Raw genomic sequence first — 25,248 nt, forward strand, 5'->3', positions numbered from 1 at the left:
ATTCGAATGAACAATAACATCACGAAAAAAATTATTTTATCAACAACATTGTTACTATTAGGTACAGCATTTACACAATTTCCTAATACACCTATCAATTCTTCATCTGAAGCGAAAGCTTATTATATAAATCAAAACGAAACTAACGTTAATGAGTTAACTAAATATTACTCGCAAAAATATTTAACCTTCTCTAACAGTACGTTATGGCAAAAAGATAACGGTACGATTCATGCAACGTTGTTACAGTTTTCTTGGTATAGTCATATTCAAGTTTATGGACCTGAAAGTTGGGGCAATATCAACCAATTAAGAAATAAAAGCGTTGATATTTTTGGCATAAAAGACCAAGAAACCATTGATTCTTTTGCATTATCTCAAGAAACGTTTACTGGTGGTGTTACTCCTGCAGCAACATCTAACAATAAACACTATAAACTGAATGTAACATATAAAGATAAAGCAGAAACGTTTACTGGCGGATTTCCAGTTTATGAAGGCAATAAGCCTGTTTTAACTTTAAAAGAATTAGATTTTCGTATTCGTCAAACATTAATTAAAAGTAAAAAATTATATAATAATTCTTATAATAAAGGACAAATTAAAATAACAGGTGCAGACAATAACTACACAATAGATTTAAGTAAAAGGTTGCCATCAACTGATGCAAATAGATATGTTAAAAAACCTCAAAATGCAAAAATTGAAGTTATCCTCGAAAAATCAAACTAACAATAATAATGGAGTTAATAAAAATAATCGCAAATACTATATTGACTTCGCTCACATTTAAATTTCTTATTCCTCGTATCATGATTCCTCTGAAAGGAGATGTTCTAATGAGTAAGAACATCACGAAAAATATAATTTTAACGACAACATTATTACTATTAGGTACTGTATTACCTCAAAATCAAAAACCAGTATTTAGTTTTTACTCTGAAGCTAAAGCTTATAGTATTGGTCAAGATGAAACTAACATCAATGAATTAATTAAATATTACACACAGCCTCATTTTTCATTTTCAAATAAATGGCTATATCAATATGATAATGGAAACATTTATGTTGAACTTAAGAGATATTCATGGTCAGCACATATATCTTTATGGGGCGCTGAAAGTTGGGGAAATATTAATCAGTTAAAAGATCGTTACGTAGATGTGTTTGGACTAAAAGACAAAGATACTGATCAGTTATGGTGGTCTTATAGAGAGACATTTACAGGTGGCGTTACACCAGCCGCAAAACCTTCTGATAAAACTTATAATCTTTTTGTGCAATACAAAGATAAACTACAAACGATTATTGGTGCGCATAAAATATACCAAGGCAATAAACCAGTATTAACATTGAAAGAAATCGATTTCCGTGCACGAGAAGCGTTAATAAAAAATAAAATATTATATAACGAAAATCGTAATAAAGGTAAGCTTAAGATCACCGGTGGCGGTAATAACTACACTATTGATTTAAGCAAAAGATTACATTCAGATCTAGCAAATGTTTATGTTAAAAATCCTAATAAAATAACTGTTGACGTCCTCTTTGATTAGTATATGAAGGTGACTTATACTTCATGCACTTTAATTCCAAATCAGATTATTTAAATGATAATTTTTAAAGTGTATGATGTATATAATAGGTGAAATTTTCTATATATTTAAATGGAATTGGGAGTAGGAATGTGACAGAAATGGTATTTTATAAAATTTATTTCGTTGTCACTCCCCAACTTGCACATTATTGTAAGCTGACTTTTCGTCAGCTTCTGTGTTGGGGCCCCGCCTATAATTGAAAAATGCTTGTTACATGGGCATTTTCATTCGGTCAACTACTACCAATATAATATTGTAGAGCCTAAGACATTGATTTATTATGTCTTAGGCTCTATTCCTTCATTTAATGATTCAATTATTATAGCAATACTTTATTGTCCCATGATTAATGTTCTTTTAATGAGACATAGTAACTATAAAGTTTAATAATCGTTCTAAATCTAGCATCTTCTAGTTTGGTTTTCCCATTTCTTAAATCTTGTACTGTTTGATATGGAACTCCTGAATTTTTCGAAATTTTATAGCCTGATTCAGACTCAAACAAAGATTGAAGAAAGTTTATAATATTATTCAACTCTGTCATTTTTAATCCCCTTTCTTGAATTAACAATATATAATGTTGTTATTAAAACAGTCAGTGTATGGATGATTTCATTTCCTAAAAATATATTCAGCCATATAATAATAAGAAATACGATATAAAATAGTTTCATTTTAATCCCCTATCATATTTTTATTAATCAAATTTCAATAAGATTCATAATTAAAAGCTAACCTATACTCAAAATTTTCTTATAATGCCTCTAACTATAAATCTACATTTTATTTTACATATGATATTTTACACTATATTAAAAATACATACGATACTTTTTCGTTATCTATTAGATATTTCTATGTAATGGCAAAAATTATTCCCGACGAAATTCCAAACATAATTAATACCCTTTTTCTCTATTTCTATTTATTAATTTACAGTAGTTAATATATAGTTAATTTTTATTTAATAGTTAATTAATTGATTTAATTCTAAGATATTTGTATTTTTATATTGTAATCGATTACATTTTTAAATCAAACAAATCATTAGTTTTAAAGAAATTAATCAATAAAATTAGCTATGTCTTTTCCTTGTTTCATAAAGAATTTATTCAACTTTGACTAACCCTCGAAATTGAAATGCTTCCTTTCAAATTTTAAATAAAAGTTAAAAACATATTCTTAAAATAATCACTCATCATCACTCAGTAATTTATCAGTTGCTACATTAAATATACTAATATAAACGATTATAAATATTTGATATGTCTCAACTGCAATATTCTAAATTGACATATTGATTATTGTTTCCTCAAATCGTTTAAAAAAATAGAAGGATGATGAAAATGAAAACACGTATAGTCAGCTCAGTAACAACAACACTATTGCTAGGTTCCATATTAATGAATCCTGTCGCTAATGCCGCAGATTCTGATATTAATATTAAAACCGGTACTACAGATATTGGAAGCAATACTACAGTAAAAACAGGTGATTTAGTCACTTATGATAAAGAAAATGGCATGCACAAAAAAGTATTTTATAGTTTTATCGATGATAAAAATCACAATAAAAAACTGCTAGTTATTAGAACGAAAGGTACCATTGCTGGTCAATATAGAGTTTATAGCGAAGAAGGTGCTAACAAAAGTGGTTTAGCCTGGCCTTCAGCCTTTAAGGTACAGTTGCAACTACCTGATAATGAAGTAGCTCAAATATCTGATTACTATCCAAGAAATTCGATTGATACAAAAGAGTATATGAGTACTTTAACTTATGGATTCAACGGTAATGTTACTGGTGATGATACAGGAAAAATTGGCGGCCTTATTGGTGCAAATGTTTCGATTGGTCATACACTGAAATATGTTCAACCTGATTTCAAAACAATTTTAGAGAGCCCAACTGATAAAAAAGTAGGCTGGAAAGTGATATTTAACAATATGGTGAATCAAAATTGGGGACCATATGATAGAGATTCTTGGAACCCGGTATATGGCAATCAACTTTTCATGAAAACTAGAAATGGTTCTATGAAAGCAGCAGAGAACTTCCTTGATCCTAACAAAGCAAGTTCTCTATTATCTTCAGGGTTTTCACCAGACTTCGCTACAGTTATTACTATGGATAGAAAAGCATCCAAACAACAAACAAATATAGATGTAATATACGAACGAGTTCGTGATGACTACCAATTGCATTGGACTTCAACAAATTGGAAAGGTACCAATACTAAAGATAAATGGACAGATCGTTCTTCAGAAAGATATAAAATCGATTGGGAAAAAGAAGAAATGACAAATTAATGTAAATTATTTGTTCATGTACAAATAAATATAATTTATAACTTTAGCCGATAACTTCAGAAATGATGTTTTTCGGCTAATTTTTATACTGAATTTAGTTTAATTAACTTATGATATTTTTAATTTAAACTATGTACTTGATTTGCTTTCCTGACTTAAAAATTAGACTAAACATGACACTATATGAGGTAATTTTTAAAATAAGAAATTTGAATTCCATGTTGTCAAACCCTTTATATAAAAGTTTTGAAATTGTTCAAAACTTTTTGAACACATTATGTGTTAATATATTTGCAGAATTATTTTAAAACCGTTTTAAAACTATACTGAAATAAGAAATTTAAAAGTATAATTAGTACATATAATTGAAAAAGATTTCTAGAAATACAATTAATGTTCATCTAGATATTGTACGAAGTTGTATGAATAAGTTAAACTTAAGTTGAATCAATTTAAATGTTCAAGGAGGTTAACAAATGGTTTTTAATGATTGGGAAATTAACGTTGTATACTCAGGAGAGCATGAGGTTGTAGCAAACGAAAAGAGTTTATTTGTCATTGACGAATTTTACGATGTTGCAATCGCAATCTATTATTTAGATGGAAAATTAAAAGTAGCTCATGTCAACTATGGTTCTGATTTTACAATTGACGTAGCTAATAAAGTTTTTGAATTGAATATTCAAAATCCAAATGTTGATGAGCATTAAATATTAAAAAGCATTTAGAATCATAAAGAGCATACTATATATAGCCTTTTACATGTAAAGCAAATGAAAATTAGATAATCTAATTATTTCAACATTAAACAATATATCATTATAAAGAAGTTTTTAAAATAGAAGTATAAGGTGGTGAACAAAAATTAACATTGTGTATAACATTATAGTATATATAGCATGCATGATTAATTTCGGATTAATTATAGTCCCATTATTAACAACAAATGATGCGGATTTTGTATGGACTTCTTCATCATTAATATATATGATTCTTCTTACGTCGATTATCCTAATAGTTTATATTAAAACTAAAGATAGCTTACAGTTAACGATATTTATACTTAATATAGCCTTAATTATTCTATACTGTGCACCATTACTATTCATTTATGTATTCTAGTGCTTCATTAATATTTTAATGCATCAGTTTAAGGAAATTCCATTTGGAAAATAAAAAGCAAATATCATCATCAAATTAACATATTTAACGTTATACTTTCATAAAATTTGAAACAATTGAACATCCTTACTTTAGCTTTATATCTTTATTTCAAGTCATGTTTTCAACTATTTTAATGAATTAAACATATATTATAAGGAGTCAACATCATGAATAAACATATAAATAAAAAAGCCTCAAAACTACTTGAAGATTATAAAAAGGTTCAACAAAGAAAATCGGAAGAAACTGATAAAGGTTGTTTGAAAAGTGTCATCATGCTTATCGTCTTATTTTTCTTAATTATTTTTGGTATTGTGGCATGTTCTACAAACGTAAACTTTTTCTTCCAGTAAAAGAGTGAGATAGAAATGATAAAGAACCACTAATGATTTATTATGTAGTGGTTCTTTATCATTAGCTGTAGCTAATGTCTACTTAAAAAATGAATACATGAGTAAAACTCATGCATAAGAAATACTAATTTCTAAAGAAAAAGTATTTTTTTATCGATGTCCTACCCCAACTTGCATTGTCTGTAGAAATTGGGGTTCCAATTTCTCTATGTTGGGGCCCCGCCAACTTGCACATTTTTGTAAGCTGACTTTTCGCCAGCTTCTATGTTGGGGCCCCCGCCAACTTGCATTGTTTGTTGGAATTGGTGATCCTATTTCTCTCTGTTGTGGCCCCGCCAACTTGCACATTTTTGTATGCTGACTTTTCGCCAGCTTCTGTGTTGGGCCCCACCCCAACTTGCATTGTCTGTTGAAATTGGTGATCCAATTTCTCTATGTTGGGGCCCCGCCAACTTGCATTGTCTGTTGGAATTGGTGATCCTATTTCTCTCTGTTGTGGCCCCACCCCAACTTGCATTGTTTGTAGAATTTCTTTTCGAAATTCTCTGTGTTGGGGCCCCACGAGTATTGAAAAAACTTGTTATAAGCTTATTTTCATTTAGTCAACTACTACCAATATAGCACTAGAACTAGAAATGATAATTTAATATTGTACACTTTTGATTGTTTAAACATGTACATATTTTAAAAAATAGGAGAGCAAAGTAAATAATTGATATAGTTATTTTGAGAGTAATCCTAGGAACTATTGTATTTATATTTGTCTCCCCTACTTTTAAATGTCATTCATTATACATAAGCATTTTGATATAGAATTTATCACATATGCAAATTGAAAACAGGTTAAGACCATTTTTTGTCTCAACCTGTTTTATTTATTATCTATTTATAATTTCATCAATTTCTTTGTAAATATTTTCTAATGCTACTTTAGCTTCAGCCATTTTTGCAAAATTATTACTTTTTAGTGCAGCTTTTGCTCTATATTGATTCATCATAATCGTACGTTTGTAGTATGGGTTTAAGCTACCTGCAGCTAAATCATTTACATAAGATTGATCAAGTAGTGATTTCAACTCTTCAGCAATTCGTTTATCATGAAACTCACTTTGAATTATATAGTCTTTCTTACTACTTGCATCTGCTTTATTTCCTTCTATAGTTGCTATCGCAGTTGATGATAAAAGTAATGCTAATGTTCCTGTTAATATATATTTTTTAAATTTCATTGTAAACTCTCCTTAAAAGTTGATACTTAACGATTATATAGTCAATTTTAGGAAAGTTACATTAACCTGGCATTAAATAGCATAGTCGTTTTATTAATAAAAAATAATATAATATTAAATTATTTTGAACTTAAAATAATGACAGAAGTATTATCTCACTAATCCTTGTTTTAATACATTATCAATTCGCTCTTGTAAGACCATTTTCTTAACTTTGTATTCAAACGAAACTAAGTTGACTGCCTTTTGTGCTTTTCTGTGTGCACTGACAGTATGTGTTTTTTCAAATTCTCTCACAAGATTTTGAGCTTGAATCAATTTTTGTTCTTTTTTAATAGTTGCATCAGTTTTCGCTGCTGGTTTATTAAATTGTGGACGCGCACCATATTCGAATGTACCATCGTTAAATTCTAAAATATTATAGTCATGTTTGAATTTAATATATTTAGGTGTTGAGTTAAATTTTGGTCTAGATTGATATTTAAAAGTACCATCATTGTACTCTACGATATTGTGATTAATACTCACTGGTTTCTTTTCTCTTGGACCGTATCCTTCGCTCGCATCTGCTGTTGACGCAATTGTAGTTGTAGTAATACCTATTGCCGCTATTGTTAATAAAGATTTTGCTATCAATTTATTTTTCATGTTAATTATCCTCCAAATTATTATCTTACATTTATTAAGTTATCCTATTTATACAACTTTTGAAATTAACTAATTATTAATTAACTATAAACACTTTATAATATAGACAAAATATAGTTATCTATCTTGTGACTCATCAGCACTGATACACTAGTCAAAAAATTCACGCCTCTACTTTTTCGAATTTCAAAAATAAAACCACACAACAAAAAAAGACACCATTTGAAAGTTGGTGTCTGATGGTATAATTTCATAGATTTTATTTGTAACTTCTCATTCTATAGTTAAATATTGTGACCCAGCTAATGATTAACGTTGGTAGAATTACTAAATTCAAATTAGACACGTCAAAAAAGACAGATTGGAAATTGTCGATATTAATATCATTAATGTCCATTTTTTCATTTACTGCTTGATAGATCGCAAAGTAAACTAAGAACCATTGAATTAAATGCTCTAAAACGACAACCTCTGTCAAATCGACATTCTTTTTTCTAAAAAGTAATCTAACTATAAATAATTGGAATATACTTGAAATCAAGATCAATATAATACCCATTAAGAAAAAACTACCAAAATCAATTGTGATAAATTGAATAATACCATAAATAATTACGGCAGATATTGCCAGTGAAATATATCCTATAAAGATAAATACCACACCCATAAAGAGTGTCTTTAAGAACAGAAAAGGCTTCTTTCTATTTGTAACCAAATAGCTCAATATACAAAGTAGTAATAGAATTGTTAAAATTTTAATTATCATCGTTTGACCTCAATATATTTATTTATATCTTTATTATTGACCACGAAAAATAACAATCACTTAAGTGATTGCCAATAATACTCAATGCCTACTCTATAGTAATCTTGGCACGTGATTTTACACTATTTTATCTATTTAAAAATGTAAGTGTTGAATTATGCTTACTTCGAAAATGCATAATTCAATTAAATAGTATAATTTTTAACTTATATATTAATCATAACATATCAACCTTAATTAGAATATATCTCTTATTTCTTTATAAGTAAAATTATACATATTAATTACTTCTCTACTATGAATCATTTCTTTGTTTTATAAACATTAATTATCAAAAAAGCTATATGTATAACAATTTGGAGTGTTTGTCTACCCAACATTGCAAACAAAATGCAAAGAAATATATATCGTTTTAACAATAAAAATTATCCAATCATAGTTGAGCGACGTTTACTACTATTATTATACTATCAACAAATTCAATAATACCTCAAATAAAAATAATACCATCAAATTCATCATTATTCTTTTTCGATTGCATTAAACCTTATTAATTTGCACTTAATTTTAATTAATGAAGTGTTAACTGGTAAATGCATGAAACCGTTTGTAAAATAGCAGTGTACTCGCATTAGTAAGTACAAATTTATTTTACAGGGAGAACTTATTATGAAAAAAAATATCACAAAAACTATTATCGCATCTACAGTAATCGCTGCAGGTCTTTCAACTCAAACTAATGATGCTAAAGCTTTCTTTAGTTATGAATGGAAAGGTTTAGAAATCGCAAAAAATTTAGCAGATCAAGCTAAAAAGGACGATGAACGTATTGATAAGTTAATGAAAGAGTCTGATAAAAATCTAACTCCTTACAAAGCTGAAACTGTTAATGATCTGTACCTTATTGTTAAAAAATTAAGCCAAGGTGATGTGAAGAAAGCAGTTGTCAGAATTAAAGATGGTGGTCCTAGAGATTACTATACTTTTGACTTAACTCGTCCTTTAGAAGAGAACAGAAAAAATATTAAAGTTGTTAAAAACGGTGAAATTGACTCGATTTATTGGGATTAATTAACATACTGAATTAAATAGTTGTACGCCAAACGTTAGAAAACAATGCTAACGTTTTGGCGTGCTTTTTTTATTTTAAGTAACTTCTAATTTATTTAGCATCTTTACGACTGTTTAATAAAGCACGTATGATTAACACGGTTGCCACTATATCCGTTACAATTTTTATGATTGTTAATACATTCGATTTCCTTTTCACAATAGCCACCTCGCTTGTTCAAAACATAAACAACTATTGCATTCACTTTTAAGTAATTATTTATATTATTTATTCTAATAATCTCACCATTCAAATGAACACAATATTATAAACTAATTATACCTTTGAATATAGCAAAAAGCCACACTCTATAGCATGGCTTCTATCAATTATTTTAAAGTATTATATTTTAAAACTAGATCGATTTGTCTTTGTAATTTTTTCTTTTCATAGCTGTGTTGGAAATGAATTAAATTAACAGCTCTTTGTGCTTTACGGTGTGTTGCAACAGTTCTTGTACGTTTGAACAAGTTTACAGCTTTTTGTGCGTCCATAACTTTTTTATTTACTTGTTTTTTAAAGTTTGTTTGATACTCGTTATATTTTTCAACCTTAGTTTGTGCATGAGATTCACCGGCAAACGTTGATACCGTTAAACTAATAGCAGCTATGCTTAAAATTGATTTCCCAATAAAATTCTTTTTCATAATTAATAACACCTATCCTCAAATATTTATTTTGTATATATTTATAATAATAGACAGATACAAAAAACTACATTAACTATTTATTAACTAAACATTAATATTTGTGTCACTACATTTCTGAATTTCAAGAATTTTGCTACTCCATATTTTAACCATCAAATTATTGATATAATTTATGACTTTAGAAATCCTTTTAAATATGTATACGATTCATGATTTTAACTAAAATTTCAAATTTCCTGACTTCTTGAAATCTTAATTTTATACTTTTTAATAATACACTTTTAACCAAATAATCAACATGATTCAACCATATAGGGTCATCAACGATCACATTCTCCAAAATTACAATTCTTTTCATAACATAAATGTGTTATTCATTCCAATTATCTTATAAAATTGTCAGAAATACTTTTAAACAAACATTCATGACACGACCTCCTAGTTAAATCAGTCTATAAACTAAAAAAAGCCATAGCTACTTCTATTTAAAAAGTAGTATGACTGATTGTTTCGTGATGTCGATTTTTGAAATTGATGGTGCCATGTAAAGTTTGATCATCAATAATAACTTCAGCATATGTTTCTTCCATTGAACTTCTAGATTGAGATATACTTCCAGGATTAATAACATGAACACCATTAATATACTCATATTTTGCCACATGTGTATGTCCATAAAATGCAAACAAACAACCTAATTCAAGTCCTTTTTCAGCTAATAAATCTCTTGTTCGATTGACTTGATATAAATGTCCATGAGTATAAAATGCTTTCACGTCATTATATTTTGCGACCGCTTCATTTTCAAATTCTGGGTAAAAATCACAATTGCCTTTTACTCTATTAAATAAGCTAAGTTCCGTATCATCATACGCGAATTCTGAATCTCCTAAATGTAAATATACATCTGCATCTGGGTGCATTTCATAAATTTGATATAAAACGCCTGATTCAGTATGGTTATCACTCACAATAATCCATTTAGACATTTTTATCACCTTCAAGAAAAGCTTGAAGTAAATTAATCGCATTTCGTCTATGACTAATTTGCCCTTTTTGTTCTTTTGAAAGTTGAGCCATGGTTTTATCTAATTTCGGTACATAAAATATCGGATCATATCCGAAACCATTTTCGCCATATTTTCCATCTGCAATTTCACCTGAAACAGTACCTTTAAATACTTTTGTTTCCATATCAGGGCCACTCATACTTATGACACAAACAAATTGCGCACGACGATCAGTTGTATTACCAAGCTTATTTAATAATTTTTCAATATTTGCTTCATCGCTTTTATTTTCACCAGCATAACGTGCAGAGTATATACCTGGCTCACCATTTAATGCAAAAACTTCTAGTCCACTGTCATCAGCTATGACCGTTTTATTCAATGCTTTTGCAGCAGCTTCTGATTTTAATATAGCATTTTCTTCAAATGTTGATCCTGTTTCTTCCACATCAAAATCTGGTATTAGTTCTGAAATACCTATTACGTGGTAATCTGGAAATATTACTTTAAAGTCATTTATTTTCCCTTGATTATTCGATGCAATAACAATCTCTTTCATTAAAAATCCTCCTAGTCATTCACTGATATACGTTCCACATTGACAGATAAATTTAACCACTCTTTGATAATGTTAGTAATGTGAGTAGGATCACCTGTTGCAAAAAATCGATGATCTGGATGTTCAGTATAACTTGCATGTTCATTACTAAATGTTAGCAATGCACTAACTTCACGAGCCGTTTCTAATCCAGACGAAATCACTGTCTTTTTACCACCAAAATAATCATAGATAGGTTTATAGAGCAATGGATAGTGGGTACATCCTAAAATGACAGTATCAGACTCACTATTACGCCAACGTTTCAGTGTTTGATGAATGACAATGCTTGTAATTGTTGGATCACTATATCTCATTTGTTCTACAAGTGGCACAAAACCTGGACAGGCAACGCCATGTACCTCTACATGTGGATTGATACGTTTAATATGCGTACGATATGCTTCAGATTTAATTGTGCCTTCCGTTCCTAGTACTAATACATTTTGATTTCTAGTAGTCATTATTGCTGTTCTAGCACCTGGTTCAATTACGCCAATCACTGGGATTGATAAGGTCTTTTGTAAATATTCTAAAGCTACAGCAGTTGCTGTATTACAAGCAATCACGAGCATTTTTATATCAAATTCCATTAATTTACGAGCGATTTCAACTGTATATTGTTTTACTTGTTCTCCTGGTCTTGGCCCATATGGACATCGTCCAATATCACCTAAGTAATAAATCGTCTCATTTGGCAACTGACGCATAATTTCTTTAGCTACTGTCAAACCTCCGACACCAGAGTCTATTACACCTATTGGTTTATTCATATTCGGTCATCCTTACTTTTAATTTAATTTTTAGTTTATCATAACTAAGCATTGGATTTTAGTATTATGCACTGTGTTTACCATTTTTGTCATTATAATATTTATTTTAAATCAGCCCACTATCATATTGTCATGTAATCTGCTTATTAAAAAAATCCCTTCCAAGTTATTGTGTATCTCCATTCAATTTAATTTTGAAAGGAACATAACATTTTAACTCAAAAGGGATTAATTTTTATTCTACTTCATGGTCTGAACCAAAGAATGATTTAAACATGTGGAATGTTGTTTCTCTGTTCATTGCTGCAATGGATGTTGTTAATGGAATACCTTTAGGGCAAGCATTAACACAGTTTTGTGAATTACCACACTGCTGTAAGCCACCAGTACCCATTAATGCATTTAAACGTTCATCTTTAGTCATAGATCCTGTTGGGTGCAAATTAAACAAACGAACTTGCGAGATTGCTTGTGCACCAACGAATTTATTATTTTCAGTAACATTAGGACAAACCTCTAAACATACACCACATGTCATACATTTAGATAATTCATAAGCTGTTTGACGTTTTTTCTCTGGCATACGTGGTCCCGGACCTAAATCATACGTTCCATCAATTGGGATCCATGCTTTCATACGTTTTAAGTTATCGAACATTCTAGAACGATCAACTTGTAAGTCACGGATAACTGGGAAAGTATTCATTGGCTCTAAACGAATAGGTTGTTCTAATTGATCAACAATCGCAGAACAAGATTGTCTTGCACGACCATTGATAACCATAGAACATGCTCCACATACTTCTTCTAAGCAGTTCATATCCCAGACAACAGGTGTTGTTTTTTCACCTTTAATATTAACTGGGTTACGTCTAATTTCCATTAAACAAGCAATGACGTTTAAATTTTCACGATATGGAATTTCAAATGTTTCTTCATAAGGCTTAGAATCACTTGTATCTTGTCGTTTAATAATTAATTTTACTGTTTTTTGTTTCGGTTTAGATTGTGTTTCATGTTGTGGAGTGTTTTTCACTGATTGTTCAGTCATTATTTTTTACCCCCTTTAGACTTACTTGTGTAATCACGTTTACGAGGTGGTATTAAACTCACATCGACGTCATCATAAGTAAACTGCGGTTTTTCAAATGCGCCTTGGAATGAGGCCATTGTCGTTTTTAACCACTCTTCATCATTACGCTCTGGGAATTCTGGTTTATAATGGGCACCGCGTGATTCGTTACGGTTATATGCACCAATCGTAATAACACGTGCAAGTACTAACATGTTCCATAGTTGACGGGTAAAGAATACCGCTTGGTTACTCCAAGTTTGAGTATCTTCCATATCAATATCTTCATAACGTTTCATCAATTCAACAATCTTTTTATCTGTTTCTAACAGTTTTTCATTTTCACGAACAACAGTTACATTTGCTGTCATAATTTCACCAAGTTCACGGTGTAATTTATATGCATTTTCTGTACCGCGCATAGCTAATAATTTATCAAAACGTTCTTGCTCTTCAGCTTTACGCTTTTCAAAAATACTTTCGTCCATATCAGTATATGATCGATCAATATTTGAAATATAATCAATCGCGTTTGGACCTGCTACTGTACCACCATAAATCGCTGATAACAATGAATTGGCACCTAAGCGGTTACCACCATGTTGAGAGAAGTCACATTCTCCAGCTGCAAATAACCCTTTAATATTTGTCATTTGATCATAATCTACATATAGACCACCCATTGAATAGTGAACAGCTGGGAAAATCTTCATTGGTACTTTGCGTGGGTCATCACCAGTGAATTTTTCATAAATCTCAATGATACCACCTAGTTTTACATCTAACTCATGTGGATCTTTATGTGACAAATCAAGATATACCATGTTTTCGCCATTTATACCTAATTTTTGGTTAATACATACATCGAAAATTTCACGCGTTGCGATATCACGAGGTACTAAGTTACCATAATCAGGATATTTCTCTTCTAAGAAGTACCAAGGCTTACCATCTTTATATGTCCAAATTCGTCCACCTTCACCACGTGCTGATTCACTCATTAGTCGCAGTTTATCATCACCAGGGATTGCAGTAGGATGAATTTGAATGAACTCACCATTAGCATAAATAGCGCCTTGTTGGTAAACAATGGAAGCCGCTGATCCTGTATTAATCATTGAGTTTGTTGTTTTACCGAAAATAATACCAGGGCCACCCGTTGCCATAATAACTGCATCTGAACCAAATGTTTCAATCTCAGCAGTTGTCATATTTTGTGCAACGATACCTCTTGCACTATCATCGTCACCTTTAACTATGCCAAGGAATTCCCATCCTTCATACTTCGTAACTAATCCATCTACTTCATATGCACGAACTTGTTCATCCAATGCATATAATAATTGTTGTCCAGTTGTTGCCCCTGCATATGCTGTTCTGTGATGTAATGTACCACCGAAACGTCTAAAATCTAATAGACCTTCATTTGTTCTATTGAACATTACGCCCATACGGTCTAATAAATGAATAATTTTAGGTGCTGCCTCTGTCATCGCTTTAACAGGTGGTTGGTTTGCAAGGAAATCGCCACCATACACTGTATCATCAAAGTGAATCCAAGGAGAATCGCCTTCCCCTTTAGTATTGACCGCACCATTAATGCCACCTTGGGCACAAACAGAGTGCGAACGCTTTACTGGTACAACTGAGAACAAATCTACATGTGCACCTTTTTCTGCCGCTTTAATTGTTGACATTAAGCCCGCTAGGCCACCTCCGACAACAATAAGATGTTTCTCTGCCATAAAAATTTCACTCCCCTAAATTTTCAATCTATATTTGTTAAATGCGATGTATTACATAAAGGCAATAATTGCAGTAACACCAATATACGAAATAACTAAAAATACGATTAATGAAACCCATGTAAATACTCGTTGTGATTTTGGAGATTGAAGTCCACCCCAAGTAACTAAGAATGACCATAAGCCATTTGCAAAGTGGAACACAACAGCAATAATACAAATAATATAAAATATTGCCCATCCAGGATGTTGCAATGTTTCGTGCATTAAATCGTAATTCACTTCTTTGCCGTAAAATGCTTTTTGTAAACGTGTTTGCCATAAATGGATACCAATAAAGATAAATGTTAAGATACCACTCACTCTTTGGAAGAAGAACATCCAGTTTCTAAAAATCGAGTAATGTCCAACATTTTCTTTTGCTGTAAATGCAATGTGTATACCAAACAAACCGTGATATAACAACGGAATGTATATAAATAAAAATTCTACAATAATTAGAAATGGTAATGATTCCATAAAGTTAGATGCCTTATTAAACGCTTCAGCACCTTGTGTTGCTTGGTGATTCACTAATAAATGAACGACCAAAAATGCACCTATTGGGATAATACCTAATAACGAGTGAATACGTCTTAGATAAAATTCATTTTTTGATTGAGCCAAAAGGAGTCCCCCCTGTGAACGAATATTTAATTTATTGAGCTATTTATATTAAACGTACGCTTAACCCCCTAAAGTGATATCGTTTCTAGCGTTGTCATTATCATTAAGCGAAACATTTTAAAGACAAATACACACTGCACGATCACCAAACTGCATGTCGAACAATGTAACATTTGGATTCGATATTTAAAATTGCTTGTGATGATAAACTTTCTCATTTAGAAAACGCTTCCACGTACATTCAAAAAAATAACTTTGTTAACCATATTGTAACATTATTTCATATATTTTGGGGCATGAGAATGATTCTCACGCCCAGTAATTTATTTATGCAATTGTTCATGTAGGTTCTTTGCGACGTTTTCAGGAATACCTATATTTTTAAAATCTTCAAGTGTAGCTTCCTTCATTTTCTTGATTGAACCGAATGAACGCAATAATAATGTTTTACGTTTGTTACCGATACCATCTATATCATCAAGTATTGATTTCAAGCCTGTCTTTTGACGTGTTTGTCTATGAAATGTGATTGCGAATCTGTGAACCTCATCTTGGATACGGTGCAACAAATAAAATGCCTGGCTATTTTTCTTCAGTGGTACAATTTCTGCACTAGCGCCATATAATAATTCAGATGTTTGGTGTTTATCATTTTTCTGCAAACCTGCAACAGGGATATCAAGACCTAATTCGTTTTGTAGCACATCAATAACCCCGTTCATATGTCCTTTACCACCATCTACTATTATTAAATCAGGTAATGGTAATCCTTCGTTTAAAACGCGAGAATATCGTCGTCTTACTACTTCTCTCATTGATTTGTAATCATCTGGACCTTTAACCGTTTTGATTTTATACTTTCTATAATTTTTCTTATCTGGTTTACCGTCGACAAATGTAACCATTGCTGACACTGGATCCACACCTTGAATATTAGAATTATCGAATGCTTCAATTCTAATTGGTGTTTGAATTCCCATTTGTGTTCCAAGTTCTTCAATAGCTTTAATCGTTCTGGACTCATCACGTGATATTAATTCAAATTTATTATTTAAGGATACTTTAGCGTTATGTGCAGCTAGGTCAACCATATCTTTTTTGGGACCTCGCGCGGGTTGAACGATTTTAGTGTCCACAACAGATTGAATCATTTCTTTATCCAAATTACGTGGTACATGAACTTCCTTAGGTAAAATATGTTGGTTTAAGCTATAAAATTGTCCAATAAATGTATAAAATTCTTCTTCTTCTGTTTGCTGTAATGGAATCATCGTTGTATCTCGCTTTATCATATTACCTTGTCGTATAAAGAAAACTTGGATACACATCCATCCTTTATCAACACTATAACCAAAGACATCACGAATCGTTTTATCTGATGACATAATTTTTTGTTTGTTTGTCAGATTTTGAATATGTTGAATTAAATCTCTATATTCTTTAGCCCGTTCAAAATCAAGTGATTCACTTGCAGTTAACATTCGCTCTTCTAAACTTTTTAAAATTGTTTTGTCTTCCCCATTCAGAAAATCAGTAATTTCCTTCGTCATTTGTGCGTATTTACTCAAATCAACGTCATATACACATGGTCCTAAACATTGTCCAATATGGTAATAAAGACATAATTTATCTGGCATCTTATCACATTTGCGATATGGATATATTCTGTCTAATAACTTTTTAGTTTCTTGAGCAGAATATGCATTCGGATACGGTCCGAAATATTTGCCAGTACCTTGTTTTACAGTTCTCGTCACTAGTAGTCTAGGATATTTCTCCTTCGTAATTTTAATAAATGGATAACTTTTATCATCCTTTAATAATATATTATATCTTGGTTGATATTGTTTAATCAGATTCAATTCCAGTAAAAGTGATTCTGTTTCACTTGACGTGACAATAAACTCAAAGCGACGTATTTCACCAACCAGTCTCGTTGTTTTAGCATCATGAGCACCCGTAAAATATGATCGCAATCGATTTCTTAGCTTTTTAGCTTTGCCAACATATATCACTTGATCATTACGATCTTTCATTAAATAGCATCCTGGTTCCATAGGTACGACATTTAATTTATTTTTAATTCGTTGCTTATAGTCTTCCAAAAATATCCCCCCTTCTAATTTTAAAATGAATGATGCTACAAAAGTGCTTCAAATTTATCACCACTAATTCTAGTTAATAATCAACATCTTCGAGTATGACTTTTCATGCACATCATGTAATATTGAACATGGTTTTATCAAACCAACTGCTACAAATCTATCAGCATGCTAGATTATCATTTAACGTTCATAGATTTATTAATCCCACCATTCTCAAGTCGTAAACAATATGATGACTTATCATTCAACTTTTTATATTAAAAACACAAACAAAAACTGGAGCAATTCATTAAAGAAATGCCCCAGTCGTCATTGGTTGTAACTTATAAATGTTTATCTAAAACTTCAGCTAAGTTTTCTTTTGGTTGGAAACCAACAACTTTATCAACTGGTTGACCGTCTTTAAAGACGATTAATGTTGGAATACTCATCACTTCATATTTAGCTGCAGTTGATGGATTTTCATCAACATCTAATTTTAAAATGTCAGCTTTACCTTCATAGTCAGCTGCTAATTCTTCTAATACCGGAGCGATCATTTTACATGGACCACACCATGTTGCCCAAAAATCTACTAGTTGTACACCAGATTCTACTTTTGAATCAAAATCTGCATCTGTTACTTTTACGATTGCCATAAATGCCAATCCTCCTTAATTATTATTATGATGTTCAAATTATATCAGATAACATGCTTCATGTATTTCTATTTGCTCAATTTTTATGCTTATTTCAAATAACATGTTTGAAATGTATTCTTGTTGCTTTACATTATTTTAACTGCAGCTATTTAATTTATCAAATTATAATTTATTTTAGTGTTGCAACGGTAACGCCAAATCCACCTTCGCTTGGCATACCACCTCTAAAGTCACTAACACTTTTATGCTTTTTCAAATGTTGTTGTACACCTTTTTGAAGTGCACCTGTACCTTTACCATGAATGATATAAACTTGTTCGTAATTACTTAAAACGGCTTGATCTAAATATTGATCTAGTTCAATTAAAGCATCCTCATAACGATAGCCTCGTAAGTCAAGTTCAGTTTTAATTGTTTGACGATTTTGACGTGTAACCATTTTCGTTGGCTTAACTTTTTCTTTTTGTTTTTTCTCTAAATCTTCAATAGGTAACTTCATTTTAATAATTCCCATTTGAACAATTGCTTCTTCATCATTGACAATTTCTAAAACTTCACCCTTTTGACCGTAAGATAATACTTTTACTTCATCACCAGCAACAATTTTATCGTATTTTTGCTTTTGTACATTTTGCTTTATAGATTTCGCTTCATAATGATCATCTAATCGTTTCTTCTTATCAATCAATTCATGTTCTTTAACATCTGCACCTTTTTGTTCACGCAATTGTCTTAAGTCTTTAATAATATCGTCAGCTTCTTTTGTTGCAGCCTTAATCTTCTGATTTGCTTTTTCTTTCGCTTCCTCTATTAGAGACTTTTCATAATTTTGGAATTGTTGATACTGCTTAGATAAATCATCATGCACTTGCTCCGCTTCTTTTACAAGACGGTCCAGTTCTAACCTCTGTGTCTCTACACGTTTGTAATTACGCTCTAATGATTCAATCATTTCATTTATTTCTTTTTCATCAGTACCAATCATCGTCTTAGCCTTATTAATAATATTCAAACTAAGACCTAACTTTTTAGAAATGTCAAAAGCATTTGAACGACCCGGCACACCCATTAATAACTTATACGTTGGACTCAAAGTATCTACATCAAATTCTACACTCGCATTCATAACGCCTTCTCGATTATAACTATATGCTTTAAGTTCAGGATAGTGCGTCGTTGCCATTACTAGAGAACCAATTTTTCTAACATGATCTAAAATGCTCATTGCTAATGCAGCACCTTCACTCGGATCTGTACCTGCACCTAATTCATCAAATAAAACTAAACTATGTTTGTCTGCATGCTTTAAAATTTCAACTATATTCGTCATATGAGATGAAAAAGTTGATAATGATTGTTCTATTGATTGTTCATCTCCGATATCGCAATATACATTTTTAAATACACTTAACTGACTACCATCAAGTGTGGGAATCAACAATCCTGATTGAGCCATAACAATAATTAAACCTAATGTTTTTAATGTTACAGTTTTACCACCTGTATTCGGTCCTGTAATAATTACCGTTTCAATATCTTCCATAAATTCGATGGTATTAGCTACAACAGTCTCACGATTTAATAATGGATGGTATGCTTTAGGTAAATATACAGTACGGTCCTCTTTAAATATCGGCTTTGTTCCTTTAATACTTCTACTATATCTCGCTTTTGCGATTAAAAAATCTAACTGACCCATGACTTGTTCTGCCACAAGTAGTGCATCTTTGTCCGCAGCCACATAACCAGTTAGTTGCGTTAAAATGCGTTCTTTTTCAATTGCTTCGTCATGACGTAATCGACTAATTTGATTATTCATTTCAACAACTGATGATGGCTCAATATACAATGTTTGTCCTGAAGCAGATTGATCATGTACAATCCCATTAAAATCTTGTCGATATTCAGCTTTGACAGGTATAACGTTTCTTTCATTCCTAACTGTTACAATAGCATCTGATAATTTTTTCTGATTTGCTTGGCTTTTAACAATACGGTCCAAATTTTGTCTAATACGTTGATTCGTGCTAGAAATTTTACTTCTAATCCCTTGCAATTCATAACTCGCATTATCATATAAATCATACGTATCGCATGTTTCATTTATTTGTTGAAAAAGATCAGTTAACACAGGTAATTGATTCATCTTGTCATCTAATATTGGGTATTTAACACCTTCATCTTCTTCAACCAATTGATTATAAAATGTCTTGAATTGATTTTGTACTTGAATTAATCTTTTTATCAAGTTAAGCTCTGATACATTTAAAACGCCGCCAATATCAGCGCGATGAATGAATGCTGATACTTTAGATAAGCCACTCAAGCTTGGTAAACGATGCTTATTATAGATTTGAGCAATCTCATCCGTTTCTTCCATTTGAAAAACAACCGTTTCAAAATTAGTAGCTGGCATCATTTGATTGACCTTTTCCAAGCCTAAGTCACTAATAGTTTCATTGGCAACGAGTGATTTTATTTTTTCGAATTCTAAGACGTCTAATGTTTTTTGTCTCATAAAATCCCTCTATTTCTTAAGTTTTATATTATTTTCAATAAAGTCTTTAAAAGCTTCACGCGATAATGCGTTAATCACTCTATCTTTTGTTACAAATCCTTTTTGCGCAGTTGCTACGCCATAATTCATAAAATCTAAATGATTTGTATGATGCGCATCAGTGTTAATAGTTAATTTCACATTTGGATATTTACGAACGATATCAGCGTTCAGATCCAGTCGATGTGGATTGGCATTAATTTCTAATACTGTATTCGTTTCTTCAGCTAATGCCATTAATTGTTCAATATTCGGTTTATAACCATCTCTTCTACCTATAATACGCCCTGTTGGATGCGCTATATGTCGCACGTATGGATTGCGACATGCATTAGCTAATCGTTCCATAATTTGTTCTTCTGATTGGTTAAAGCTTTGATGAATAGCTCCAATTACATAATCAAGTTGTGCTAAAATTTCATCATCATAATCCAGCGAGCCATCAGGTAATATATCCATTTCTGTACCTGAATAAATATCAATTTCACTATATTCTTTATCTAAAGCCTTAATTTCTTCGTTTTGTCTTAAAAGTCTTTCTACTTGTAAGCCATTAGCAACACGTAAACTTTGTGAATGATCAGTAATTACCATGAATTTATAACCTTTTGCGATATTTGCTTCTACCATGTCTCGAATAGAAAACGCACCATCACTATACGTTGTATGCATATGAATATCACCATTAATATCATCTATTGTAATGATATTACTTAGATCTTTATCAAATTCGCTACCATCTTCTCGCATAGCAGGTGGTATAAAATTCACATTAAAATGTTCATATATCTTGGCTTCACTATCATATTGAATTAATGTACCATCAGCTTGTTCAATTCCATATTCACTTACTTTTTCATCACGTGCTTTAGCAAGTTGTCGAATTCTTATATTATGTTCTTTTGACCCAGTAAAATGCTGCAATGTATGATAAAAAGCACTTGGTTCAATTAATCGAAAATCGACACCAATCGTTTCATCATCATACGCTAATTCTAATGAAACTTTTGTGTTCCCCACTGCAACTTCTTTTACTTTATTGGGAATATTTAATAATTGCTGCTGCACTGCTTTTGGGTTATCGGTACTTATTATGAAATCTAAATCTTTGCTCATTTCTTTAAAACGACGGAAGCTTCCTGCAGATGAATATTGATCGATATAATTTAATGTATCTATATAATCAATGATTTCTTGATTAAGTCTTCTCATTTGATCAATTGGATATCTATCTTTCTTAGCACCAAGTTGTTTCACAGCTTCTAATATGTTTTGTTCCGTTTTCTTAGCAAATCCGCTTAATTCACTAACTTTTCCATTTTCACAAGCAACTTGAAGTGACGCTTTATCAACAATATTCAACTCTTTATATAGCTTAGCAATTTTCTTGCTTCCAAGTCCTTGAATTTTCAAAAGTGGAATAAGACCTTCCGGAACTTCTTCCTGTAATTGCTGTAAATACTGAGATTCACCGGTCTCACGGTAATCATTGATTACTTCTGCAACACCTTTACCAATGCCTTTTAACTCCGTTACATCAGATATTTCATCTAATGGTCGTTCATCTAATTCAAGACTTTGAGCTGCTTTTCGATACGCTGATATTTTAAAAGTATTTTCCCCTTTTAATTCCATATAAGTAGCAATTTGTTCTAATAGTTTGATAACATCTTTTTTTGTCATAATAACACTCCATAAAAAGAAGACCAGGACGTATCATTAATATATACCTTTGTCCTGACCTCTTATGATAATTTATAAATTAATGGTGAAAGCCGATAAATATGGGATGTGAAAAATCAATGAATGACTCACAATAGATATTTTAAGCTGATGTTGTAATGCTTCGTTAGGATATAATGCCAATAGATATAACGTAAAGTGTAAGACAATTATCGTCATAAACACACCAACTATCATTCCCATTGCACGACTGAAAATATGAATGTTTTGATACGCTATTATTTTATCAAAAGTTACGATAATTAGATATAAAATGAACTTACAAAACAATGTAATCATTAAAAAAGCTACAATCGCTTCAAATCGATTTTGTAGATGATTAAAATGAAACGCAAAAGTTGTATTAAATGCTGTTGTTTTAGGATATGGAATAAATACAATTAATCTTTCTACAATAGATTTGTAAAATTGACTGGCAATCCACAATGATACAATCGTTGCACTCAAATGTATCATAGATAACCAAAAACCTCGTCTGAATCCAACCATGACAAAATACACAAAGAAAATGATTATGATAAAATCAATGACCATTTATTGCTCACGCTGCTGCAATTTGTGAATTTGTTGTTTCAAACGTCGATTTTCTTCTTCTAGTAGTACTTTTTCATGCATAATATTCACAGCAGTTAGTATTGCTTTTCTTGAAGTATCTAAACCTGCTGCTTTATACCCTAATTCTTTTATTTTATCATCAACTAAATGTGCTACATATCGTATGTGCTCTGGGTTATCTTCCCCAACAATTGTAAAAAGCTGATCATTAATTGATACATTTACCTTGTTTTTAAACTGTGCCATTTATAATTTCTCCTGATCCTTTTTTTAAAATCTAAATTCACGTTATAAAATATGACTGGATAGTTTGTCTGAATTTGATACTAATATTGTTATATTGCAATTATGATAAAACAACAACACAATCTCTATAGATGACTTAATGTTCTTTTTATAATGAAATAATGTAAAGAATTTTCTATTCAATACTTTATCATGTTTAAATTGTGTCACTATAACATTTTCATAAACATTATACATGACCACTATGTATTTTGTAAGTATCCGCAATTAATTCTTTACAACATACATAAATGTTTCTGACGTTATTATCATTTATGATATGATTATTTTTGCTAAAGATAATGAAATTTTATGAAAGGATTTACACAAATGGCGAATATCGTTTTTAAATTGTCGGATAAAGACATAACGACATTAATGTCACGCATTACTTTTGATACTGAGAATTTACCTCAAGGTATGAAAGCACGTGCAAAGTATCAAAATACAACTGTAAATATTTACCAATCAGGTAAAGTCATGTTTCAAGGTAATCATGCAGAAGCTGTGTCTAAAGAACTTCTACCGCAGCATTCTCAATTGAATACTAATAAAACTAAAAAGAAAAATATGGCTAATTCTTTTCTTGAACAAACTTTAATGTATGATCAATTTAACTGTATTGGTAGTGATGAAGCTGGAAGTGGCGATTACTTTGGTCCATTGACTGTATGTGCTGCTTTCGTTACCAAAGAGCATGTCCCTATTTTAAAAACTTTGGGTGTAGATGATTCAAAAAAATTAACCGATACCAAAATTGTAGAACTTGCTGAGCAATTGGTTACTTTCATCCCACATTCATTATTAACACTACACAATGAAAAATATAATATTCAGCAAGCAAAAGGCTGGACTCAAGTAAAAATGAAAGCTGTTCTTCATAATGAAGCCATCAAAAATGTACTTGAAAAAATTGATTCGTCTCAATTAGACTATATCGTCATTGATCAGTTCGCAAAACGCGAAGTGTATAACCATTACGCATTATCCGATATACCACTTCCAAAGAAAACAAAATTTGAAACAAAAGGAGAATCGAAGTCATTAGCCATTGCAGTGGCAAGCATAATCTCTCGATACGCATTTGTTACATATATGGATCAAATATCAAAAAATATTAATATGACGATTCCTAAAGGTGCCGGTGCTAAAGTCGATGTAATCGCCGCCAAAATTATAAAAAAATACGGTCTTTCACATTTAGATACCATTTCAAAAAAGCATTTTAAAAATCGTGAAAAAGCCCAAAAAATTTTAAAGCCTCTTTGATTTTTAATCATTAGAGGCTTTTATGCAGTTGTGCGAAGCATCAACTGTAATCCGCTGTGCCTCTTTGATTTTTAATCATTATAAATTGGATCCTAATAGGAAATCCTATTAGGTAAGTCATACTAATTTGCTTTGCTCATAAGTATGACTTTATATGCAGTTGTGCAAAGCATCATCTGTATTCCGCTGTTCCTCTTTGATTTTTAATCATTATAAATTGGATCCTAATAGGTGATCCTATTAGGTAAGTCATACTAATTTGCTTTGCTCATAAGTATGACTTTATATGCAGTTGTGCAAAGCATCATCTGTATTCCGCTGTTCCTCTTTGACTTTTTAAACCAATCGAATCCTAATTGGTGAATCCAAAAATAAAACCCCATGTTAAGGATATCAATCTACTT

General features: G+C 31.1%; 27 protein-coding genes and 2 pseudogenes. 9 read left to right on the top strand and 20 right to left on the bottom strand.

Annotation, left to right across the window (positions count from 1 at the left end; genetic code table 11):
• Positions 1-6 precede the first annotated feature (6 nt).
• Positions 7-732, top strand: coding sequence for a superantigen-like protein SSL13 (locus IDG63_RS03035; protein ID WP_001063554.1), 726 nt, complete (start codon positions 7-9; stop codon positions 730-732).
• Between the two features lie 107 nt (positions 733-839).
• Positions 840-1,556, top strand: a complete 717-nt coding sequence (locus IDG63_RS03040; protein WP_000041896.1) for a superantigen-like protein SSL12 — start codon at positions 840-842, stop codon at positions 1,554-1,556.
• A 388-nt stretch (positions 1,557-1,944) separates the two neighbouring features.
• Here the strand turns inward: IDG63_RS03040 and IDG63_RS03045 are convergent, their stop codons facing one another.
• The gene (locus tag IDG63_RS03045; RefSeq protein WP_077448298.1) at positions 1,945-2,169 is read right to left on the bottom strand and encodes a hypothetical protein; all 225 of its coding nucleotides are present in this window, start codon (positions 2,167-2,169) and stop codon (positions 1,945-1,947) included.
• A complete protein-coding gene (locus IDG63_RS03050) occupies positions 2,126-2,272 on the bottom strand; it encodes a hypothetical protein (RefSeq protein ID WP_000765708.1) in 147 nt (48 codons plus the stop codon). Before IDG63_RS03050 ends, IDG63_RS03045 begins: the two co-directional genes overlap by 44 nt.
• 672 nt (positions 2,273-2,944) lie before the next feature.
• On the opposite strand from IDG63_RS03050, the gene hyl reads away from it, so the two are divergent.
• The 3 genes from hyl to IDG63_RS03065 all read left to right on the top strand — a co-directional run bounded on the left by hyl (position 2,945) and on the right by IDG63_RS03065 (position 5,421).
• Positions 2,945-3,904 (top strand): alpha-hemolysin, encoded by a 960-nt coding sequence (gene hyl / locus IDG63_RS03055; protein ID WP_000857488.1) that lies wholly within the window; start codon positions 2,945-2,947, stop codon positions 3,902-3,904.
• A gap of 476 nt (positions 3,905-4,380) precedes the next feature.
• Complete coding sequence (locus tag IDG63_RS03060; protein ID WP_000231631.1) at positions 4,381-4,614, top strand: hypothetical protein; 234 nt, start codon at positions 4,381-4,383, stop codon at positions 4,612-4,614.
• A gap of 621 nt (positions 4,615-5,235) precedes the next feature.
• On the top strand, positions 5,236-5,421 hold the full coding sequence (locus tag IDG63_RS03065; protein WP_001032816.1) for a hypothetical protein: 186 nt from the start codon (positions 5,236-5,238) through the stop codon (positions 5,419-5,421).
• A gap of 262 nt (positions 5,422-5,683) precedes the next feature.
• On the opposite strand, the gene IDG63_RS03070 is transcribed toward IDG63_RS03065, so the two are convergent.
• The 4 genes from IDG63_RS03070 to IDG63_RS03085 form a co-directional block, all read right to left on the bottom strand.
• Entirely contained in the window at positions 5,684-5,938 is a 255-nt protein-coding gene (locus IDG63_RS03070) for a hypothetical protein (RefSeq protein ID WP_001195974.1), read from the bottom strand.
• Between the two features lie 361 nt (positions 5,939-6,299).
• Positions 6,300-6,650 (bottom strand): complement inhibitor SCIN family protein, encoded by a 351-nt coding sequence (locus IDG63_RS03075; protein WP_000669528.1) that lies wholly within the window; start codon positions 6,648-6,650, stop codon positions 6,300-6,302.
• Positions 6,651-6,800: 150 nt separating this feature from the next.
• On the bottom strand, positions 6,801-7,298 hold the full coding sequence (efb, locus tag IDG63_RS03080; RefSeq protein ID WP_000791581.1) for a complement convertase inhibitor Efb: 498 nt from the start codon (positions 7,296-7,298) through the stop codon (positions 6,801-6,803).
• Between the two features lie 259 nt (positions 7,299-7,557).
• Complete coding sequence (locus tag IDG63_RS03085; protein ID WP_000584398.1) at positions 7,558-8,064, bottom strand: SA1002 family membrane protein; 507 nt, start codon at positions 8,062-8,064, stop codon at positions 7,558-7,560.
• A gap of 669 nt (positions 8,065-8,733) precedes the next feature.
• Here IDG63_RS03085 and IDG63_RS03090 point away from each other — a divergent pair.
• Together IDG63_RS03090 and IDG63_RS03095 are read left to right on the top strand one after the other, a co-directional pair.
• Positions 8,734-9,135 carry an FPRL1 inhibitory protein FLIPr gene (locus IDG63_RS03090; RefSeq protein WP_000739570.1) on the top strand — a complete coding sequence of 134 codons (402 nt, stop codon included), beginning with the start codon at positions 8,734-8,736 and terminating at the stop codon, positions 9,133-9,135.
• A pseudogene (locus IDG63_RS03095) lies at positions 9,095-9,187 on the top strand (hypothetical protein). The gene IDG63_RS03090 and the pseudogene IDG63_RS03095 overlap by 41 nt, the downstream one beginning before the upstream one ends.
• Before the next feature lie 317 nt (positions 9,188-9,504).
• Here IDG63_RS03095 and IDG63_RS03100 read toward each other — a convergent pair.
• From IDG63_RS03100 to uvrC, 9 genes are all read right to left on the bottom strand, one after another.
• Positions 9,505-9,822 carry a fibrinogen-binding protein gene (locus IDG63_RS03100; protein ID WP_000739211.1) on the bottom strand — a complete coding sequence of 106 codons (318 nt, stop codon included), beginning with the start codon at positions 9,820-9,822 and terminating at the stop codon, positions 9,505-9,507.
• A gap of 193 nt (positions 9,823-10,015) precedes the next feature.
• The gene (locus IDG63_RS03105; RefSeq protein ID WP_001788629.1) at positions 10,016-10,183 is read right to left on the bottom strand and encodes a hypothetical protein; all 168 of its coding nucleotides are present in this window, start codon (positions 10,181-10,183) and stop codon (positions 10,016-10,018) included.
• A gap of 127 nt (positions 10,184-10,310) precedes the next feature.
• Positions 10,311-10,814 carry a YfcE family phosphodiesterase gene (locus tag IDG63_RS03110; protein ID WP_000049484.1) on the bottom strand — a complete coding sequence of 168 codons (504 nt, stop codon included), beginning with the start codon at positions 10,812-10,814 and terminating at the stop codon, positions 10,311-10,313.
• A complete protein-coding gene (locus tag IDG63_RS03115) occupies positions 10,807-11,394 on the bottom strand; it encodes an XTP/dITP diphosphatase (RefSeq protein ID WP_000659317.1) in 588 nt (195 codons plus the stop codon). The genes IDG63_RS03110 and IDG63_RS03115 overlap by 8 nt, the downstream gene beginning before the upstream one ends.
• 11 nt (positions 11,395-11,405) lie before the next feature.
• On the bottom strand, positions 11,406-12,206 hold the full coding sequence (racE, locus tag IDG63_RS03120; protein ID WP_001039659.1) for a glutamate racemase: 801 nt from the start codon (positions 12,204-12,206) through the stop codon (positions 11,406-11,408).
• A gap of 235 nt (positions 12,207-12,441) precedes the next feature.
• Positions 12,442-13,257, bottom strand: a complete 816-nt coding sequence (gene sdhB / locus IDG63_RS03125) for a succinate dehydrogenase iron-sulfur subunit (RefSeq protein ID WP_000139712.1) — start codon at positions 13,255-13,257, stop codon at positions 12,442-12,444.
• Positions 13,257-15,023 carry a succinate dehydrogenase flavoprotein subunit gene (gene sdhA, locus IDG63_RS03130; RefSeq protein ID WP_000818278.1) on the bottom strand — a complete coding sequence of 589 codons (1,767 nt, stop codon included), beginning with the start codon at positions 15,021-15,023 and terminating at the stop codon, positions 13,257-13,259. Before sdhA ends, sdhB begins: the two co-directional genes overlap by 1 nt.
• 51 nt (positions 15,024-15,074) lie before the next feature.
• Complete coding sequence (locus IDG63_RS03135) at positions 15,075-15,689, bottom strand: succinate dehydrogenase cytochrome b558 subunit (RefSeq protein WP_000079317.1); 615 nt, start codon at positions 15,687-15,689, stop codon at positions 15,075-15,077.
• A gap of 323 nt (positions 15,690-16,012) precedes the next feature.
• Complete coding sequence (gene uvrC, locus IDG63_RS03140) at positions 16,013-17,794, bottom strand: excinuclease ABC subunit UvrC (protein WP_000390529.1); 1,782 nt, start codon at positions 17,792-17,794, stop codon at positions 16,013-16,015.
• Between the two features lie 165 nt (positions 17,795-17,959).
• Here uvrC and IDG63_RS03145 point away from each other — a divergent pair, with 165 nt between their 5' ends.
• Positions 17,960-18,055: a hypothetical protein gene (locus IDG63_RS03145; protein ID WP_001788625.1), complete on the top strand. Its 96-nt coding sequence runs from the start codon at positions 17,960-17,962 to the stop codon at positions 18,053-18,055.
• Between the two features lie 62 nt (positions 18,056-18,117).
• On the opposite strand, the gene trxA is transcribed toward IDG63_RS03145, so the two are convergent.
• The 5 genes and pseudogenes from trxA to zapA form a co-directional block, all read right to left on the bottom strand.
• Entirely contained in the window at positions 18,118-18,432 is a 315-nt protein-coding gene (trxA, locus tag IDG63_RS03150; RefSeq protein WP_001018928.1) for a thioredoxin, read from the bottom strand.
• A 172-nt stretch (positions 18,433-18,604) separates the two neighbouring features.
• Positions 18,605-20,953: an endonuclease MutS2 gene (locus IDG63_RS03155; RefSeq protein ID WP_001249285.1), complete on the bottom strand. Its 2,349-nt coding sequence runs from the start codon at positions 20,951-20,953 to the stop codon at positions 18,605-18,607.
• 9 nt (positions 20,954-20,962) lie between these two features.
• Positions 20,963-22,675 carry a DNA polymerase/3'-5' exonuclease PolX gene (gene polX / locus IDG63_RS03160; protein ID WP_000161940.1) on the bottom strand — a complete coding sequence of 571 codons (1,713 nt, stop codon included), beginning with the start codon at positions 22,673-22,675 and terminating at the stop codon, positions 20,963-20,965.
• 72 nt (positions 22,676-22,747) lie between these two features.
• Positions 22,748-23,269 (bottom strand): CvpA family protein, encoded by a 522-nt coding sequence (locus IDG63_RS03165; protein ID WP_000234074.1) that lies wholly within the window; start codon positions 23,267-23,269, stop codon positions 22,748-22,750.
• A 7-nt stretch (positions 23,270-23,276) separates the two neighbouring features.
• A pseudogene (gene zapA / locus IDG63_RS03170) lies at positions 23,277-23,536 on the bottom strand (cell division protein ZapA).
• A gap of 369 nt (positions 23,537-23,905) precedes the next feature.
• On the opposite strand from zapA, the gene rnhC reads away from it, so the two are divergent.
• The gene (rnhC, locus tag IDG63_RS03175) at positions 23,906-24,844 is read left to right on the top strand and encodes a ribonuclease HIII (RefSeq protein WP_001284280.1); all 939 of its coding nucleotides are present in this window, start codon (positions 23,906-23,908) and stop codon (positions 24,842-24,844) included.
• Positions 24,845-25,248: the final 404 nt, after the last annotated feature.

Origin of the sequence: Staphylococcus sp. EG-SA-14 (genome assembly GCF_017151935.1) — a bacterium.
GTDB lineage: Bacteria > Bacillota > Bacilli > Staphylococcales > Staphylococcaceae > Staphylococcus > Staphylococcus aureus.

Excerpts from the sequence above, each read along its gene's own strand:
- sdhB (WP_000139712.1), bottom strand. The coding sequence starts at position 13,257 with ATGACTGAACAATCAGTGAAAAACACTCCACAACATGAAACACAATCT.
- IDG63_RS03110 (WP_000049484.1), bottom strand. The coding sequence starts at position 10,814 with ATGTCTAAATGGATTATTGTGAGTGATAACCATACTGAATCAGGCGTT.
- IDG63_RS03035 (WP_001063554.1), top strand. The coding sequence starts at position 7 with ATGAACAATAACATCACGAAAAAAATTATTTTATCAACAACATTGTTA.
- hyl (WP_000857488.1), top strand. The coding sequence starts at position 2,945 with ATGAAAACACGTATAGTCAGCTCAGTAACAACAACACTATTGCTAGGT.
- rnhC (WP_001284280.1), top strand. The coding sequence starts at position 23,906 with ATGGCGAATATCGTTTTTAAATTGTCGGATAAAGACATAACGACATTA.
- IDG63_RS03145 (WP_001788625.1), top strand. The coding sequence starts at position 17,960 with ATGCTAGATTATCATTTAACGTTCATAGATTTATTAATCCCACCATTC.
- IDG63_RS03040 (WP_000041896.1), top strand. The coding sequence starts at position 840 with ATGAGTAAGAACATCACGAAAAATATAATTTTAACGACAACATTATTA.
- IDG63_RS03115 (WP_000659317.1), bottom strand. The coding sequence starts at position 11,394 with ATGAAAGAGATTGTTATTGCATCGAATAATCAAGGGAAAATAAATGAC.
- IDG63_RS03105 (WP_001788629.1), bottom strand. The coding sequence starts at position 10,183 with ATGAAAAGAATTGTAATTTTGGAGAATGTGATCGTTGATGACCCTATA.
- IDG63_RS03070 (WP_001195974.1), bottom strand. The coding sequence starts at position 5,938 with ATGCAAGTTGGGGTGGGGCCACAACAGAGAGAAATAGGATCACCAATT.
- sdhA (WP_000818278.1), bottom strand. The coding sequence starts at position 15,023 with ATGGCAGAGAAACATCTTATTGTTGTCGGAGGTGGCCTAGCGGGCTTA.
- IDG63_RS03060 (WP_000231631.1), top strand. The coding sequence starts at position 4,381 with ATGGTTTTTAATGATTGGGAAATTAACGTTGTATACTCAGGAGAGCAT.
- IDG63_RS03085 (WP_000584398.1), bottom strand. The coding sequence starts at position 8,064 with ATGATAATTAAAATTTTAACAATTCTATTACTACTTTGTATATTGAGC.
- IDG63_RS03100 (WP_000739211.1), bottom strand. The coding sequence starts at position 9,822 with ATGAAAAAGAATTTTATTGGGAAATCAATTTTAAGCATAGCTGCTATT.
- racE (WP_001039659.1), bottom strand. The coding sequence starts at position 12,206 with ATGAATAAACCAATAGGTGTAATAGACTCTGGTGTCGGAGGTTTGACA.
- IDG63_RS03075 (WP_000669528.1), bottom strand. The coding sequence starts at position 6,650 with ATGAAATTTAAAAAATATATATTAACAGGAACATTAGCATTACTTTTA.
- IDG63_RS03155 (WP_001249285.1), bottom strand. The coding sequence starts at position 20,953 with ATGAGACAAAAAACATTAGACGTCTTAGAATTCGAAAAAATAAAATCA.
- IDG63_RS03050 (WP_000765708.1), bottom strand. The coding sequence starts at position 2,272 with ATGAAACTATTTTATATCGTATTTCTTATTATTATATGGCTGAATATA.
- trxA (WP_001018928.1), bottom strand. The coding sequence starts at position 18,432 with ATGGCAATCGTAAAAGTAACAGATGCAGATTTTGATTCAAAAGTAGAA.
- IDG63_RS03090 (WP_000739570.1), top strand. The coding sequence starts at position 8,734 with ATGAAAAAAAATATCACAAAAACTATTATCGCATCTACAGTAATCGCT.
- IDG63_RS03165 (WP_000234074.1), bottom strand. The coding sequence starts at position 23,269 with ATGGTCATTGATTTTATCATAATCATTTTCTTTGTGTATTTTGTCATG.
- IDG63_RS03065 (WP_001032816.1), top strand. The coding sequence starts at position 5,236 with ATGAATAAACATATAAATAAAAAAGCCTCAAAACTACTTGAAGATTAT.
- efb (WP_000791581.1), bottom strand. The coding sequence starts at position 7,298 with ATGAAAAATAAATTGATAGCAAAATCTTTATTAACAATAGCGGCAATA.
- polX (WP_000161940.1), bottom strand. The coding sequence starts at position 22,675 with ATGACAAAAAAAGATGTTATCAAACTATTAGAACAAATTGCTACTTAT.